This window comes from Metabacillus herbersteinensis (genome assembly GCF_042433335.1).
In the GTDB taxonomy this organism is placed as follows: Bacteria; Bacillota; Bacilli; order Bacillales; family Bacillaceae; genus Metabacillus; species Metabacillus herbersteinensis.
Window position 1 is genome coordinate 89085 of the sequence record NZ_JBHLVO010000007.1, and the last position, 12611, is coordinate 101695.

The 12611-nt window shown below is 37.7% G+C and carries 15 protein-coding genes; 8 read left to right on the forward strand and 7 right to left on the reverse strand.

What is annotated here, in order from left to right; all coding sequences use genetic code 11:
• The first annotated feature begins 255 nt into the window (after positions 1–255).
• From ACFFIX_RS10935 to prpE, 3 genes are all read left to right on the forward strand, one after another.
• Positions 256–1425: an FtsW/RodA/SpoVE family cell cycle protein gene (locus ACFFIX_RS10935; RefSeq protein ID WP_378933792.1), complete on the forward strand. Its 1170-nt coding sequence runs from the start codon at positions 256–258 to the stop codon at positions 1423–1425.
• A 129-nt stretch (positions 1426–1554) separates the two neighbouring features.
• Positions 1555–1695 carry a hypothetical protein gene (locus tag ACFFIX_RS10940; RefSeq protein WP_378933794.1) on the forward strand — a complete coding sequence of 47 codons (141 nt, stop codon included), beginning with the start codon at positions 1555–1557 and terminating at the stop codon, positions 1693–1695.
• 220 nt (positions 1696–1915) lie between these two features.
• Positions 1916–2665 carry a bis(5'-nucleosyl)-tetraphosphatase PrpE gene (gene prpE / locus ACFFIX_RS10945; RefSeq protein ID WP_378933941.1) on the forward strand — a complete coding sequence of 250 codons (750 nt, stop codon included), beginning with the start codon at positions 1916–1918 and terminating at the stop codon, positions 2663–2665.
• 203 nt (positions 2666–2868) lie between these two features.
• Here prpE and ACFFIX_RS10950 read toward each other — a convergent pair whose 3' ends face one another.
• The 4 genes from ACFFIX_RS10950 to ACFFIX_RS10965 form a co-directional block, all read right to left on the reverse strand.
• A complete protein-coding gene (locus ACFFIX_RS10950) occupies positions 2869–3756 on the reverse strand; it encodes an RluA family pseudouridine synthase (protein ID WP_378933796.1) in 888 nt (295 codons plus the stop codon).
• Positions 3757–3779: 23 nt separating this feature from the next.
• Entirely contained in the window at positions 3780–4583 is an 804-nt protein-coding gene (locus ACFFIX_RS10955) for an NAD kinase (protein WP_378933798.1), read from the reverse strand.
• Between the two features lie 107 nt (positions 4584–4690).
• Positions 4691–5332, reverse strand: coding sequence for a GTP diphosphokinase (gene yjbM / locus ACFFIX_RS10960; RefSeq protein WP_378933800.1), 642 nt, complete (start codon positions 5330–5332; stop codon positions 4691–4693).
• A 115-nt stretch (positions 5333–5447) separates the two neighbouring features.
• Positions 5448–5828, reverse strand: a complete 381-nt coding sequence (locus tag ACFFIX_RS10965; protein ID WP_378933802.1) for a UPF0738 family protein — start codon at positions 5826–5828, stop codon at positions 5448–5450.
• Positions 5829–5971: 143 nt separating this feature from the next.
• On the opposite strand from ACFFIX_RS10965, the gene ACFFIX_RS10970 reads away from it, so the two are divergent.
• From ACFFIX_RS10970 to ACFFIX_RS10985, 4 genes are all read left to right on the forward strand, one after another.
• Positions 5972–6559 carry a CYTH domain-containing protein gene (locus ACFFIX_RS10970; protein WP_378933804.1) on the forward strand — a complete coding sequence of 196 codons (588 nt, stop codon included), beginning with the start codon at positions 5972–5974 and terminating at the stop codon, positions 6557–6559.
• A gap of 11 nt (positions 6560–6570) precedes the next feature.
• Complete coding sequence (locus ACFFIX_RS10975; RefSeq protein ID WP_378933806.1) at positions 6571–7200, forward strand: lytic transglycosylase domain-containing protein; 630 nt, start codon at positions 6571–6573, stop codon at positions 7198–7200.
• A gap of 282 nt (positions 7201–7482) precedes the next feature.
• Complete coding sequence (locus ACFFIX_RS10980; RefSeq protein ID WP_378933808.1) at positions 7483–7893, forward strand: globin domain-containing protein; 411 nt, start codon at positions 7483–7485, stop codon at positions 7891–7893.
• A complete protein-coding gene (locus ACFFIX_RS10985) occupies positions 7893–8777 on the forward strand; it encodes a ClpXP adapter SpxH family protein (RefSeq protein ID WP_378933810.1) in 885 nt (294 codons plus the stop codon). The genes ACFFIX_RS10980 and ACFFIX_RS10985 overlap by 1 nt, the downstream gene beginning before the upstream one ends.
• 70 nt (positions 8778–8847) lie before the next feature.
• On the opposite strand, the gene ACFFIX_RS10990 is transcribed toward ACFFIX_RS10985, so the two are convergent.
• Positions 8848–9378 carry a chromate transporter gene (locus ACFFIX_RS10990; RefSeq protein WP_378933812.1) on the reverse strand — a complete coding sequence of 177 codons (531 nt, stop codon included), beginning with the start codon at positions 9376–9378 and terminating at the stop codon, positions 8848–8850.
• Positions 9375–9932 carry a chromate transporter gene (locus ACFFIX_RS10995; RefSeq protein WP_378933814.1) on the reverse strand — a complete coding sequence of 186 codons (558 nt, stop codon included), beginning with the start codon at positions 9930–9932 and terminating at the stop codon, positions 9375–9377. Before ACFFIX_RS10995 ends, ACFFIX_RS10990 begins: the two co-directional genes overlap by 4 nt.
• A gap of 436 nt (positions 9933–10368) precedes the next feature.
• On the opposite strand from ACFFIX_RS10995, the gene ACFFIX_RS11000 reads away from it, so the two are divergent.
• Positions 10369–10542: a hypothetical protein gene (locus ACFFIX_RS11000; RefSeq protein WP_378933816.1), complete on the forward strand. Its 174-nt coding sequence runs from the start codon at positions 10369–10371 to the stop codon at positions 10540–10542.
• Between the two features lie 189 nt (positions 10543–10731).
• On the opposite strand, the gene pepF is transcribed toward ACFFIX_RS11000, so the two are convergent.
• Entirely contained in the window at positions 10732–12561 is a 1830-nt protein-coding gene (gene pepF / locus ACFFIX_RS11005; RefSeq protein WP_378933818.1) for an oligoendopeptidase F, read from the reverse strand.
• Between the last annotated feature and the right edge of the window lie 50 nt (positions 12562–12611).

Below are 12611 nucleotides of genomic sequence, written 5' to 3' on the forward strand. Positions count from 1 at the left end.
GCAAATTCATAAAAATTCGCTAAGATTATTTACGGTAGTAAAAAAGCGCAAGCGCCTTGTTCAGACCCGACAAGCATAAGACGATTATAAATAGAAGGCGTTGTTTCCTTCAATTTATAATCGTCTTATGACCTCGAGGGTCTAGGCGCTGGAGCTGGATTCAGAAACGGAATCCCAGTTCAACATATTCCATTATCTCATAAATAAAAATGGAATATTAGTTTATTCAAGTTTAAAGATAGAAAGGGATCCGCAATGACTACAGATAAATCCCCACAACAACAACTCGATTATACACTGATTTTTATCATGTTTTTAATGGCGATTGTAAGTGCAATTGCCATATATAGTGCACAAGCTACTCTACCCGAAAAATTACAAAGTATAAACTTTGTTGCACAGCAGCTTCAATGGTATGTGATTGGAATTATTGCCGTGATCTGTACGATGGTTATTGATTTTGATCGCTTTAAGCAGCTATCTTGGTATTTATACGGGTTTGGCATGCTCCTATTAATTGGAGTGAAAATTGCACCGGAATCCATTGCTCCAATTACAAAAGGTGCAAAAAGTTGGTACTCACTTCCTGGTGGAATTAGTTTTCAACCTTCAGAATTGATGAAAATTTTCATGATTATTGTTCTAAGTAAAATTATTACAGACCACCGAGAGAAATACCCAAATAATTCAGTACAAGATGACTTCTTATTGTTAGGGAAAATTGCTGCGACATCTGCACCACCAATTTTGTTATTAGCGCTTCAACCAGATATGGGAATGACAATGGTTTTTTGTTCAATTATCGTAGCCTTAGTCCTCGTTTCAGGGGTAAAATGGAAAATTCTTTTAACCTTTGTATTAACAGCATTACTGGCTGTAACTACATTAGTATTTATCTATTTCCGATTTCCTAAATTCTTTAACGATCACATTCTGCAAGAATATCAGCTTAATCGTTTTTATGGCTGGCTTAATCCTTATGAGTATTCTAGTGAACAAGGATTCCAGCTCATTAAATCCTTACTAGCTATTGGCTCTGGCGAATTATTCGGAAAAGGTTTCCAAAACTTAGAAGTCTATTTACCTGAAGGCCACACTGACTTTATCTTCGCGATTATTTCTGAGCAATTTGGTTTTTTAGGCGGAAGTATCGTAATATCTTTATTTTTCTTACTTATCTACAGAATGATTCACATTGCCTTAGAAAGCAATGATCCTTTCGGAAGTTACTTATGTGCCGGTGTCATCGGAATGATTACCTTTCAAGTATTCCAGAATGTTGGAATGACAGTCGGATTGTTACCTATTACAGGTCTGCCGCTTCCATTTGTTAGCTATGGAGGTAGTTCACTTGCTACCTATATGGTTGCAATAGGAATTGTCCTGAATGTTAGGTCAAGAACAAGGAAGTATATGTTTGATTAAGACGTCCGTTTACGGGCGTTTTTTTGTTTAGAAAAGGCATACGAAATAAAGTGATCTCTAAGCGCAAATAAAAACATCCTTGTTAAAGCAAACTAACAAAGATGTTATTATCTAAGGAGGAACTAAATCATGACGAAAAAAGACCAAACACCATCACCACAAGTTGACCAAAAGGCATTGCTTAATGATAAAGTTGAAAAGGCTCGTGCAAATAACTATGAAACAGACCACATTCGCCAAACTAGCCAACCAGGTGCGACAAATCAGTAGTTTTTTGTCCAGTTAGGTTAATGATTAGAATGGTAACAGAAATGTAGACGATATATCGATCAAAGTCGCAAATATATCAATCGTTGTGGTCAATATACAATCAATGGCGGCGCCGATACCATTCATCAGCGCCGTCTATCAATTAAAGTCGCCAGTTTGCTCAAACATTTATGTAAACAACTTGAGGAGACAAATTAACAAGCAAAGGCACGTGGTAATTATGAAGGTTGATGTGATTGGAGATGTTCACGGATGCTATGATGAGTTGTATCGATTAACTAGTGAGTTAGGGTATTCATGGGAGACTTGCTTACCTGTTCATCCTGATGGACACAAGCTATCTTTTGTCGGGGATTTAACGGATCGGGGACCACAATCTATTCAGGTTATTAAGGTTGTTGTCAAGCTCATCCAAGAAGAAAAAGGCTATTACTCACCTGGAAATCACTGCAATAAATTGTATCGGTACTTTTTAGGAAATAAAGTTCAAGTTTCACATGGACTTGAAACAACCGTTGCGGAATATCAAGCACTCTCTTCTTCTGAGCAGAAAAAAGTTAGCGAGTCGTTTAGGTGGCTTTACGAACAAGCACCACTCTATCAAGTACTCGACAATAAAAGATTAGTGGTTGCACATGCTGGCATTCGAGAGGATCTTATTGGCAAAAATCATAAAAGAGTCAAAAAGTTTGTATTGTACGGAGATATTACCGGTAAAACAAATCCAGATGGAACTCCTGAGCGATTGGATTGGGCAAAACAATATCAAGGTAAGCCGCTCGTTATTTATGGACATACACCTGTTACAGAGCCCAGAATTGTTAAGAATACTGTAAACATTGATACAGGAGCGGTCTTTGGTGGTAAGCTTACGGCTTATCGGTACCCAAAAGGTGAAATGGTTTCTGTCGCTTCAACCATGCCCTATGAAGAAACACGATTTAGAGAATCAAAAGCGCAAGCGCCTTGAACAGCCCCGACAAGCATAAGGCGATTCTAAATAGAAGGCGTTCTTTGCCTTCAATTTAGAATTGACTTATGACCTCGAGGAGCTAGGCGCTGGAGCTGGATGCAGAAACGCTACCCACAGTACAAGAATTTTGTAATGTCCTAACAGAAATAAAAGAGTAGGTGACTCAAACTTTAGAGTCACCTACTTCATCAAAATCTATTTCATTTTAACAAAGCCCTCATATCCTCAGGAAGTTTAGCACTGAACGTCATTTCCCTTTCTAAGAAGGGATGATAAAAGCTTAAGCTTTTGCTATGTAGTGCTTGCCTGCTAATATCTTCTTTTGTTCCACCATAAAGAGTATCGCCACATAAAGGATGTCCAATATGTGAAAGATGTACGCGTATTTGATGGGTTCTTCCTGTATCTAAGGTGAGTTGTACATGTGTTTTTTTCTCGAAATTATCTAACACCTGATAATGAGTAATCGCAAGCTGGCCATCTGAGCGAACTTCCCTCTCAATAATGCTTGTTTCTTTTCTGCCAATTGGTTCTGAGATTTCCCCTTTTTCTAAAGGAAGTACACCATGAACAACCGCTTCATATACTCGTTTGATCTTCTTCTCTTTTTGCTGTAGTGAAAACAAATTATGAGCAAATCGGTGTTTTGCGACTAACATCAAACCAGATGTGTCTTTATCTAAACGATTCACAATATGAATCGTTGAAGGAATTTTCTTTTTGTCATAATGAAAAATAAGACCATGTGATAAGGTTCCAGTTTGATGCTCACGTGAAGGAATCGACGGTAAATAGGCTGGCTTATTAATTACGAGACAATGATCATCCTCATAAGCAATTTCAAAGAATACCTCTTCTGCCGTCAGCCCACGCCCGCGTTCTTCCATAGGGAAAAGCACTGTAAGCTCATCGTCTTTTTTTAGCGTATAGCGCACTGTCACTCTCTGATTGTTAACAAATAAATCTCCACCGCTAAACTTAATAGCAGTTAACGCTCGTTTTGAAATTTGCTTTTCTTTTAAATAATCACGTAAAAACTTACCTTCATCCTGCTCAGCAATCTTCCATTGAAGTTGAAATGCTTTCAAGTGTTATACCCCTTCTATCGTAACTACCTACTCGAATCTCCTACAAAGGAGTCACGGACTCTTTTCCAAAACGGAAATGGCTTAAATCTTGCAAAACGCACATTTTCTTTGGCAACACGACATTGAATCGACTTCACGTCTTTATGCAGTAATGTCAGGTGGTCAATTGTGATTTGAAAATCAACGTCGTTAACAGGCTTTAATAAACACGTATGATGTTCGGGTAAAATGAGTGGTGAGCCTATCGTTCTGAACACTCGATTGTTAATTGAAGCCATTTCAGCAAGCTGGACCGCTCGTATAGAAGGATGTAAAATGGCACCCCCAAGTGCTTTATTGTAGGCTGTACTGCCAGATGGGGTTGAAATGCAAAGTCCATCTCCACGGAAGGTTTCGAAGGATTGTCCTTTTATTTCCACATCCATTACGAGCGAGTTCTCAATAGCTTTCACGGTACATTCATTTAAAGCTAAATATCGAGCCTCTCTTCCACCATCGTTATGTCGAATAATCACCTCTAAAATTGGATATTCGACCACTTGGTAAGGTGTTTTTGCGATGGCAATCACGAGTTTTTCGATTTCGTCGGGTACCCAATCTGCATAAAATCCTAAATGCCCTGTATGCACCCCAATAAAAGCGGTTTTATCTAATCTGCTCCGATATCGATGAAAAGCATATAATAGTGTCCCATCTCCACCTACAGATATCACGATATCTGGTTGATCCTCGTTATATTCTAACTGAAAATCAATCAAATACGATTTCATTTTTTGCATAAGTGTATTTGAAACTGGGTCGCCTTTTGATGAAATTGCAAATTTCATAACACCACTCCCCTTTTTATTAATGTTTTAAAAATATTATTGTTTTCTATCGAAGGGTGCGTTTCCACATCCAGCTCGAGGGGCTGAACAAGGCGCTTGCGCTTTTGTTAATCAGATTCTTCCTTCGAGTCTGTTTTTCTTGAGAAAATCGCTTGCGCTTCTTGTATTTCTTCGCGAATTAGGGACATCTCCCCATCGAGTGAATAAGCCGCTTCAGCTGCACGCTTTAATCTAGTTTTGATATTTTCAGGAATATTGCCACTGTATTTATAGTTAATTGAATGCTCGATTGTTGCCCAAAAGTTCATTGCTAATGTACGAATCTGGATTTCAACGAGGATTTTCTTTTTTCCTGAAACGGTTTGAACTGGATATTCAGCAACCATATGATAAGAGCGGTAGCCACTTTCTTTTTGACTTGTGATGTAATCTCTTTCTTCAACGATTTCCAAGTCATGACGGTTTCGAAGCATTTGAGCGACCACTCGAATATCATCAACAAACTGACACATCATGCGAATCCCAGCGATGTCTTGAATTTTTTCTTCTAGTTCTCCCATCGGTATATCCTTGCGTTTAGCTTTATGTAGAATGCTTGCGATCGGCTTCACTCGACCTGTCACAAATTCAATTGGGGAATTTGAATGTTCAAGTTCATATTGTGAGCGTATTCCTCTTAATTTTACCTTTAACTCTTCGATTGCTTGGATATAAGGAGCCAAAAATAGATCCCATTGTCTGTCGTTCATGCCTTACCAAATCCCCCTTTTCAACTGTATGAAACTGCACGTAGCCTGGGGATGTACGAGCATTCACCTTTCTTAGTGGTCCTGCACACTCCTACCTACTTCGAACACTGGTTTTCTATTTATCTAATTGAAACAACTCAACAACCTTTTCTTCCATTTGTTCGCCATAATTTGCATTTCCTTGTATGTTTTCAAGAAGGTATGAAAGCTCTGTTAGTAAATCAACTAAAATAAGTTCCTTTTCATTTACTAGTAGCGCAATTTCACAATTGCTTATTCTAGCTTCATTTAATGAAGGCCAAATGGTATGAGGGAGGCTTACATACACAAACTCATCGTTATTTTCTAAAATATATATAAATGCTAGAGAATTTGAATCCACTAGCATTTGACCTCGCGCTTGAAGTTCCTTTTCATCAACTAAGAAATCCTGCGTATGTAATACTAACTTTTGCTCTTTCAACATTGCTTCTGTTATTTCAATTCTCTTTACCATCCTAAATCTCCTTCCAATTCACATTTCAAAGATTATTTTACCATAGAAAAAGACTACATGATAACATTGCGATATCATGATATTCAAGAGATAATAGATTTAAACGTAAGAAGCAAGTTTCGCGATTAGAAAGGATTCGAAAAATGTCACAGGAAATCGAAATTGAATTTAAAAATATCCTTACAAAAGAGGAATTTATCCAATTAAAGACACACTTTACCTTACACAATAGTGACTTTTCATTACAGGAAAATCATTACTTTGATACACCACTCTTCTCATTAAAAAATCATGGTGCAGCTCTACGAATTAGACAAAAACAAGACAATTATGTACTAACTTTAAAAGAACCTGCAGACATTGGCTTATTAGAGACTCACCAATTCCTTTCAAATGAAGAAGCTAAATACATGATGAAAACAGGCTTAATTCTAGATGGACCCGTTAAAGACCAACTCGTTAGCCTCGGAATTGCACCTGACCAATTAACCTATTTTGGATCTCTTGTAACAGATCGAGCAGAAAAGAAAGTCGAAGAAGGCTTAATCGTCCTCGATCATAGCCGATATTTATCAGTAGAGGACTATGAAGTTGAGTTTGAAGTAAAAGAGGAAGAAGCAGGGAAGCAAGCCTTTCTAAAAATTTTGAAAGAGTTGAGCATACCTATTCGACCGACTAAAAATAAAATTCGCAGATTCTACGATCAAAAATATCACTCGGAAAAGAGCTGAATATATCATCTATGAAAATTGATCAATTTAAGGCTATGTTAGAACTACAAGCCCTTCGAAACTTTTCAGGACAAGGCAACCAAAGCAGTTCAACATCAACAGATTTAATGGAAAACTTCCAAGAGCTACTAGCATCATTTGCTCAGCCATCTGAGAAAGGCTCTATTAACAAGACCTTTAACCCAACTTCCTTACCTGTTTTTCCAAGTACAATGTCTACTGCGCTAGTCCCAAAGGCAAATCCTGACGCTGTTCCAATTAAAGGCGGAAAAATTGATGACGTCATCGCAGAGGCTGCTCGTAAATACAGAATTGACGAAAAGCTCATTCGTTCGGTGATTCAGCAAGAGTCGAATTTTAACCCTACTGCGAAAAGTCATGCCGGTGCAATGGGTTTAATGCAATTAATGCCCGCTACCGCTCGTTCGCTAGGTGTTTCAAACCCATTTGACGCGGCTCAAAATGTTGAAGGCGGTACGAAATATTTAAAACAGATGATGACTAAATATAACAATGATGTTTCCCTTGCACTTGCATCGTACAATGCTGGTCCAGGAAACGTTGACAAATACGGTGGAATTCCGCCATTCAAAGAAACTCAAAATTACGTAAAAAAAATAACAAATTCCTACTTTGGATAAACCAAGCCGGCTAAGAGCTTGGTTTTTGTTTTGAATAAAAGGCCTTCATACATCAAGCCCAATAACATATACTAAGACATGCTTTAATTCATCCTGAGCGTCTTATTTGAGTTAAAAATAAGACCTTGTTAAAATAAACATACATTCCTTTATGATAAGGACCTTTTATACAAGACATAAGTCCTGTTATTACTATAACCTATCTATTTATTATTGGGGTTGTAATTGATGTGAGTCGTTATACATCTTCATTTATCCTTCCCTGCTAAAGGAGTGACCAACATGACTGAACAAAGTAACACACCTTATAATGCGATTGGTGAACAAAAACTCTCGCACCTTGTTGATGCCTTTTATGAGAAAGTGCAGAAGCATCCTTTGTTATCACCAATATTCCCTGATGATCTAACAGAAACTGCTAGAAAGCAAAAACAGTTTTTAACTCAATATTTAGGTGGGCCTCAATTTTATACAGAAGAACACGGACATCCCATGCTGCGAGCGAGACATCTTCCATTTCCAATTACACCTTCAAGAGCTAAAGCCTGGATCTCTTGTATGGAAAATGCGATGGATGAAGTAAATGTAGAAGGTCCATTGCGAGAGTTTTTACTACAAAGGCTTGATCTTACTGCACAGCATATGGTGAACACGCCAGAACCTGATAAATCAGATGAAAAGGTTCGGACGTAATGGTTAACAATCGTGAATCGATTGATCATGCAAACTTCTTCGCTCACTGTCATGGTCACCACGACAAGCCTTTAGAAATCTATGTTTTTGTTGATCCTTTATGCCCTGAATGTTGGGCGTTAGAGCCAATAATAAAAAAACTCCAGATTGAATATGGGCGTTTCTTCACCCTTAAGCACATCATAAGTGGACGACTTGCTACGTTAAATTTATCGAAAAGAAAGAAACCGGAAAATTTAGCAAATGCTTGGGAAAAAACAGGAAATAGAACAGGAATGTCTTGTGATGGAAGAGTATGGTTTGATAATCCAATTTCCTCACCTTATGCTGCATCTCTGGCAATAAAGACTGCGGAATTACAAGGGAAAAAAGCAGGCATCCGCTATCTAAGGAAGCTTCAAGAACTCCTTTTCATTGAAAGACAAAACGTGTCAGACAAAGATGTTTTAGTTGAAATTGCCCATCAAATTGGTCTTGATGTCTCAGAGTTTAAAAAGGATCTACATTCACCAAGCGCAGCCAAGGCTTTGCAATGTGATCTTAAAATTACAGCAGAAATGGATGTTCAAGAAATTCCAACGCTGGCCTTTTTTAGCGAAGATGTCGATGAAGAAGGTTTGAAAATAACAGGATTTTATTCATACGATATGTATGTAGAAGTATTGATTGAAATGCTCGGTGATATCCCAACTCGCTCCCAGACACCACCAATGGAAATTTTCCTAAAGCACTACGGCTTTGTCGCCTCAACAGAAATCGCAGTCGTTTATAATATGTCTCTCCAAGAAGTTGAAAAAGAAATGAAGAAGTTCGTTTTAGCACAAAAAATCGAACGTGTTCCTGTTAGACATGGTATGTTTTGGAGGTATATTGAGAAGGATTAACTTGTTTCTTTAGTTCATACTGTAAAAAAAGGCAATGTGATTAGATCAAGCTAATCTCACTGCCTTTTTTTCAGGCTAAAAACAACGCCCCATATCCAAGCGCTCCAACAATGACATAAGCTGGGTGGATTTTCCACCTTTCTAATAACAGGTAGCTTGCAATCAATAAAAATAAGGTTTGAAAAGCTCCATTATCTTGATAAGAAGAAGTAAAAAAGCTTACTGCCATTACTCCAAGTAATACGGCAATTGTTGGTCGAATAAAATTTGTCATTCTTTTTACTTTAGGTGAGTTTTTATGTTTGTATAAAAATCCTAAAAGCACCACCATTAAAATGAGTGAGGGCGCCACTGTTGCGAATATCCCCACAAATGCTCCAAGAATCCCGCCTTGCTGAAAGCCAATGTAGCCTGCCATCTTTGTTGCAATTGGGCCAGGAAGCGCATTCCCAAGTGCAAGTACTTCACTAAATTCTGCAATTGTCATCCAACCATATGTATCAACAACTTCATGTTCAACTAGTGGAATGGAGGCAGGACCTCCTCCGTACCCTAAAATTCCAGGAATAAAAAAGGCGAGGAATATCTCCCAATAAATCACGATGATTCCTCCGCTTCTACTACTTTATCTTTTTGTAAAATGGCCACCACTAACAATCCTACAATTAAAAATGCAGGATGCAATCCAAGCAGTTCGATGAATAGATAACTTAACCCAAACAATAAAACTGCTTTTACCCAACCTAGAGAAGTTTGTGATTTTTTTATAAAATCCCAGGTTAAAACGGCTAGCATGACACCAACTACCGGAACAACTGCCTTTGTCATCCCCTGTACCCAAGCAAGATCTTTTATAGATGCGATTGAAGTTAGCAAAATGATCATCAACAAAATAGTTGGAACAATTGTTGCAAGAGTGGCGTTAATCATGCCTACTACACCCGCAACCCTATAGCCAATATACCCTGACATTTTTGTCGCAATCGGCCCTGGCAATGTGTTGGCTAAAGCTAATACATCTGCAAATTCATCATCATTCATCCACTTATATTTATTAACGACTTCTTTATGAACGAGAGGAATTGATGAAGGTCCACCACCATACCCCAGCATTCCGACACGAAAAAAAGCTAAAAATAATTGAAATTGTTTCATAAGATGTATCAACCTTCTCTACAGTTTGGGTGCCTCCACTACTATTTTTAAAAGCCTCCACCTGAAAAATCAGCTCTTTTTTATAGTATTAGCTCTATTTGATATTATACCAAAGGATGTTGAGTTTTTTAACAATTCAATTATTTATGTTAGATTGGAAAGCACCTATTTTAGGAAAGTAATAAAAAAGACTTCGTACACAAGGTACGAAGTCTTTTTTATGTCTTAACGACAACAAAGGGGATGGGAGAAATTTTTCACGGTCAAACAAAGGGGTAAATGTTTGGTTATGTGATCAATTTCACATCTTTACTATAGCAAATTATGTCGAGTTTTGACAAGTGTCTCACCTTTTTTTCACAAAGTTGTCACAACATCATAAACAGTAGGTTTCCTTCATATAAAGTAGTAACAATAGACAAGGAGGAAGTTTAAGATGAAGTTTAAATGGATTGTCTTTAGTATTGTAGGTGTTATACTCTTCTTTTTTTTAAATGTGCTAAGCCTCATGAAGCTTATACCTATTTATATAACCTCTCCATTGTTGTTTGGAGCAATCTTCGTGACACTCTACATGATTAATCATCGGAAAACGTTTAAAGGTTTTTAAAGTTTCTTGATTAGAGTAAGAAAAGCTAAGCTCAAGCTGTTCTGAGAATGAAATTGCACTGAAAACTGTCATAATTGCTCTTTTCTCTGACTTAATCGCGCCACTCTTTGTCGTAATCACACCGACCACATTTTCAACTAAAAAAATCGCAGTCAATAGATGACTGCGATTCCATTACTAATTCAACTCTTATTTCTTTACCTTAGCCAATAATTCTTCCATTTCATTTAGCTTTTCTTCGAATACTTTACATGCTTCTTCAATCGGCTGTGAAGAGGTCATGTCTACACCCGCTTTTTTAAGAACCTCAATCGGATAATCTGAGCTTCCAGCTTTTAAGAATTCTAGGTAGCGATCAACAGCTGGTTGACCTTCTTCTAAGATTTGTTTGCTTAAAGCAGTTGCTGCGCTATAGCCTGTAGCATACTGATAAACATAATAGTTATAGTAGAAATGAGGGATTCTAGTCCACTCTAAGCCAATCTCTTCGTCCACAACGATTTCATCACCAAAGTATTTTTTATTAAGATCATAATATGTTTTTGTTAATAATTCTGGTGTTAACGACTCACCATCTTGTGCTTTTTTATGGATCAGATGCTCAAATTCTGCAAACATCGTTTGACGGAAGACAGTGCCTCTGAATCCCTCCAAGAAGTGGTTGAGCAAGTACAAGCGCTCTTTTTCATCATCAATTGTTTTTAGTAGATAATCGTTTAATAATGCTTCGTTACATGTTGAAGCAACTTCTGCCACGAAAATTGAATAGTTTCCATATGGATATGGCTGTTCTTTACGAGTGTAGTAGCTATGAACGGAATGTCCAAATTCATGTGCCAATGTAAACAAGTTGTTTACGTTATTTTGCCAATTCATGAGAATGTATGGGTTAGTTCCATATGTACCTGAAGAGTAGGCACCACTTCGTTTCCCTTTGTTTTCGTGAACATCGACCCAGCGGTTTTCGAAGCCATCTTTTAAAACGTTAATATATTCTTCACCTAAAGGGGCTAACCCTTTTAGTAAATAATCTTGTGCTTCCTCGTACTTCACTTCCATTTTTACATCTTTAATAAGAGGTGTGTAGAGATCATACATATGAACCTCATCCAACTCTAAAACCTCTTTACGTAGTTTTACGTACCTTTGTAATAAGTGTAGGTTTTGATTCACTGTACTTACTAGGTTTTCGTATACAGACTCCGGGATGTCGTTACTACTTAATGCAGCATGTCTTGCTGACTCATAATTTCTTACTCGTGCACTAAAATTATCCTTCTTCACTGTACCGCTTAATGTGCTAGCAAATGTATTTTTAAAGTTACCATAGGTCTCATAAACAGCTTTAAATGCATCTTCTCGAACTCGTCGATCTTCACTTTCTAGGAAACGGATATAGCGTCCGTGGGTAATTTCAACTTCTTCCCCATTTTCGTCTTTGATTGTAGGAAAGGTTAAATCTGCGTTATTAAGCATTCCAAATGTATTTCCTGATGAACCTAATACCTCTGATGCCTCAGCTAGAAGACCTTCCTGCTCTGCAGTTAAAACATGTGGACGCTGACGATTAATTTCATCTAATGCATGCTCATAAAGTTTTAACTCTTCTTTTTCATTTAAAAAGTCTTTAATTTTACTTTCGTCAACTGAAAGAAGTTCTGGCACCATATAAGCGGCTGCACTCGAAGCCTGTGTATAAAGAGTGGTCGCTCTGTCATTCAATGCTTGATAAGAAGAATTCGTTGTATCTTGGTCGTAGCGCATGTGTGCATATGTATAGAGCTTACCTAAGCGTTCCATTACTTCATCTTGATAGGATAACGCTTCATAAAGAACCGAGGCAGATTCCCCGAGCTTTCCTTTGTATTCAGCAATTTTAGGCAATGCTTCTTTTACTTCATTAAACTCTTTTTCCCAGGCCTCATTTGTTGGAAAAACATCCTCTAAACGCCAAGTATCAGCCTCTTTAATTTCACTTCGAATCGGTAGTTTCTTGACTGCAGTTTGTTGTTCTGACATCAGAAATCCCCCTCTTTGATTGCTTTCAGCGGTGGCAAAAGTTGAAACAG

What these genes read in the sequence shown, in the direction of transcription:
- ACFFIX_RS10995 (WP_378933814.1), bottom strand. Translation starts at nt 9,932, where the DNA reads ATGAAACAATTTCAATTATTTTTAGCTTTTTTTCGTGTCGGAATGCTG.
- ACFFIX_RS10975 (WP_378933806.1), top strand. Translation starts at nt 6,571, where the DNA reads ATGAAAATTGATCAATTTAAGGCTATGTTAGAACTACAAGCCCTTCGA.
- ACFFIX_RS10985 (WP_378933810.1), top strand. Translation starts at nt 7,893, where the DNA reads ATGGTTAACAATCGTGAATCGATTGATCATGCAAACTTCTTCGCTCAC.
- yjbM (WP_378933800.1), bottom strand. Translation starts at nt 5,332, where the DNA reads ATGAACGACAGACAATGGGATCTATTTTTGGCTCCTTATATCCAAGCA.
- ACFFIX_RS10940 (WP_378933794.1), top strand. Translation starts at nt 1,555, where the DNA reads ATGACGAAAAAAGACCAAACACCATCACCACAAGTTGACCAAAAGGCA.
- ACFFIX_RS10970 (WP_378933804.1), top strand. Translation starts at nt 5,972, where the DNA reads ATGTCACAGGAAATCGAAATTGAATTTAAAAATATCCTTACAAAAGAG.
- ACFFIX_RS10965 (WP_378933802.1), bottom strand. Translation starts at nt 5,828, where the DNA reads ATGGTAAAGAGAATTGAAATAACAGAAGCAATGTTGAAAGAGCAAAAG.
- ACFFIX_RS10955 (WP_378933798.1), bottom strand. Translation starts at nt 4,583, where the DNA reads ATGAAATTTGCAATTTCATCAAAAGGCGACCCAGTTTCAAATACACTT.
- prpE (WP_378933941.1), top strand. Translation starts at nt 1,916, where the DNA reads ATGAAGGTTGATGTGATTGGAGATGTTCACGGATGCTATGATGAGTTG.
- ACFFIX_RS11000 (WP_378933816.1), top strand. Translation starts at nt 10,369, where the DNA reads ATGAAGTTTAAATGGATTGTCTTTAGTATTGTAGGTGTTATACTCTTC.
- ACFFIX_RS10935 (WP_378933792.1), top strand. Translation starts at nt 256, where the DNA reads ATGACTACAGATAAATCCCCACAACAACAACTCGATTATACACTGATT.
- ACFFIX_RS10980 (WP_378933808.1), top strand. Translation starts at nt 7,483, where the DNA reads ATGACTGAACAAAGTAACACACCTTATAATGCGATTGGTGAACAAAAA.
- pepF (WP_378933818.1), bottom strand. Translation starts at nt 12,561, where the DNA reads ATGTCAGAACAACAAACTGCAGTCAAGAAACTACCGATTCGAAGTGAA.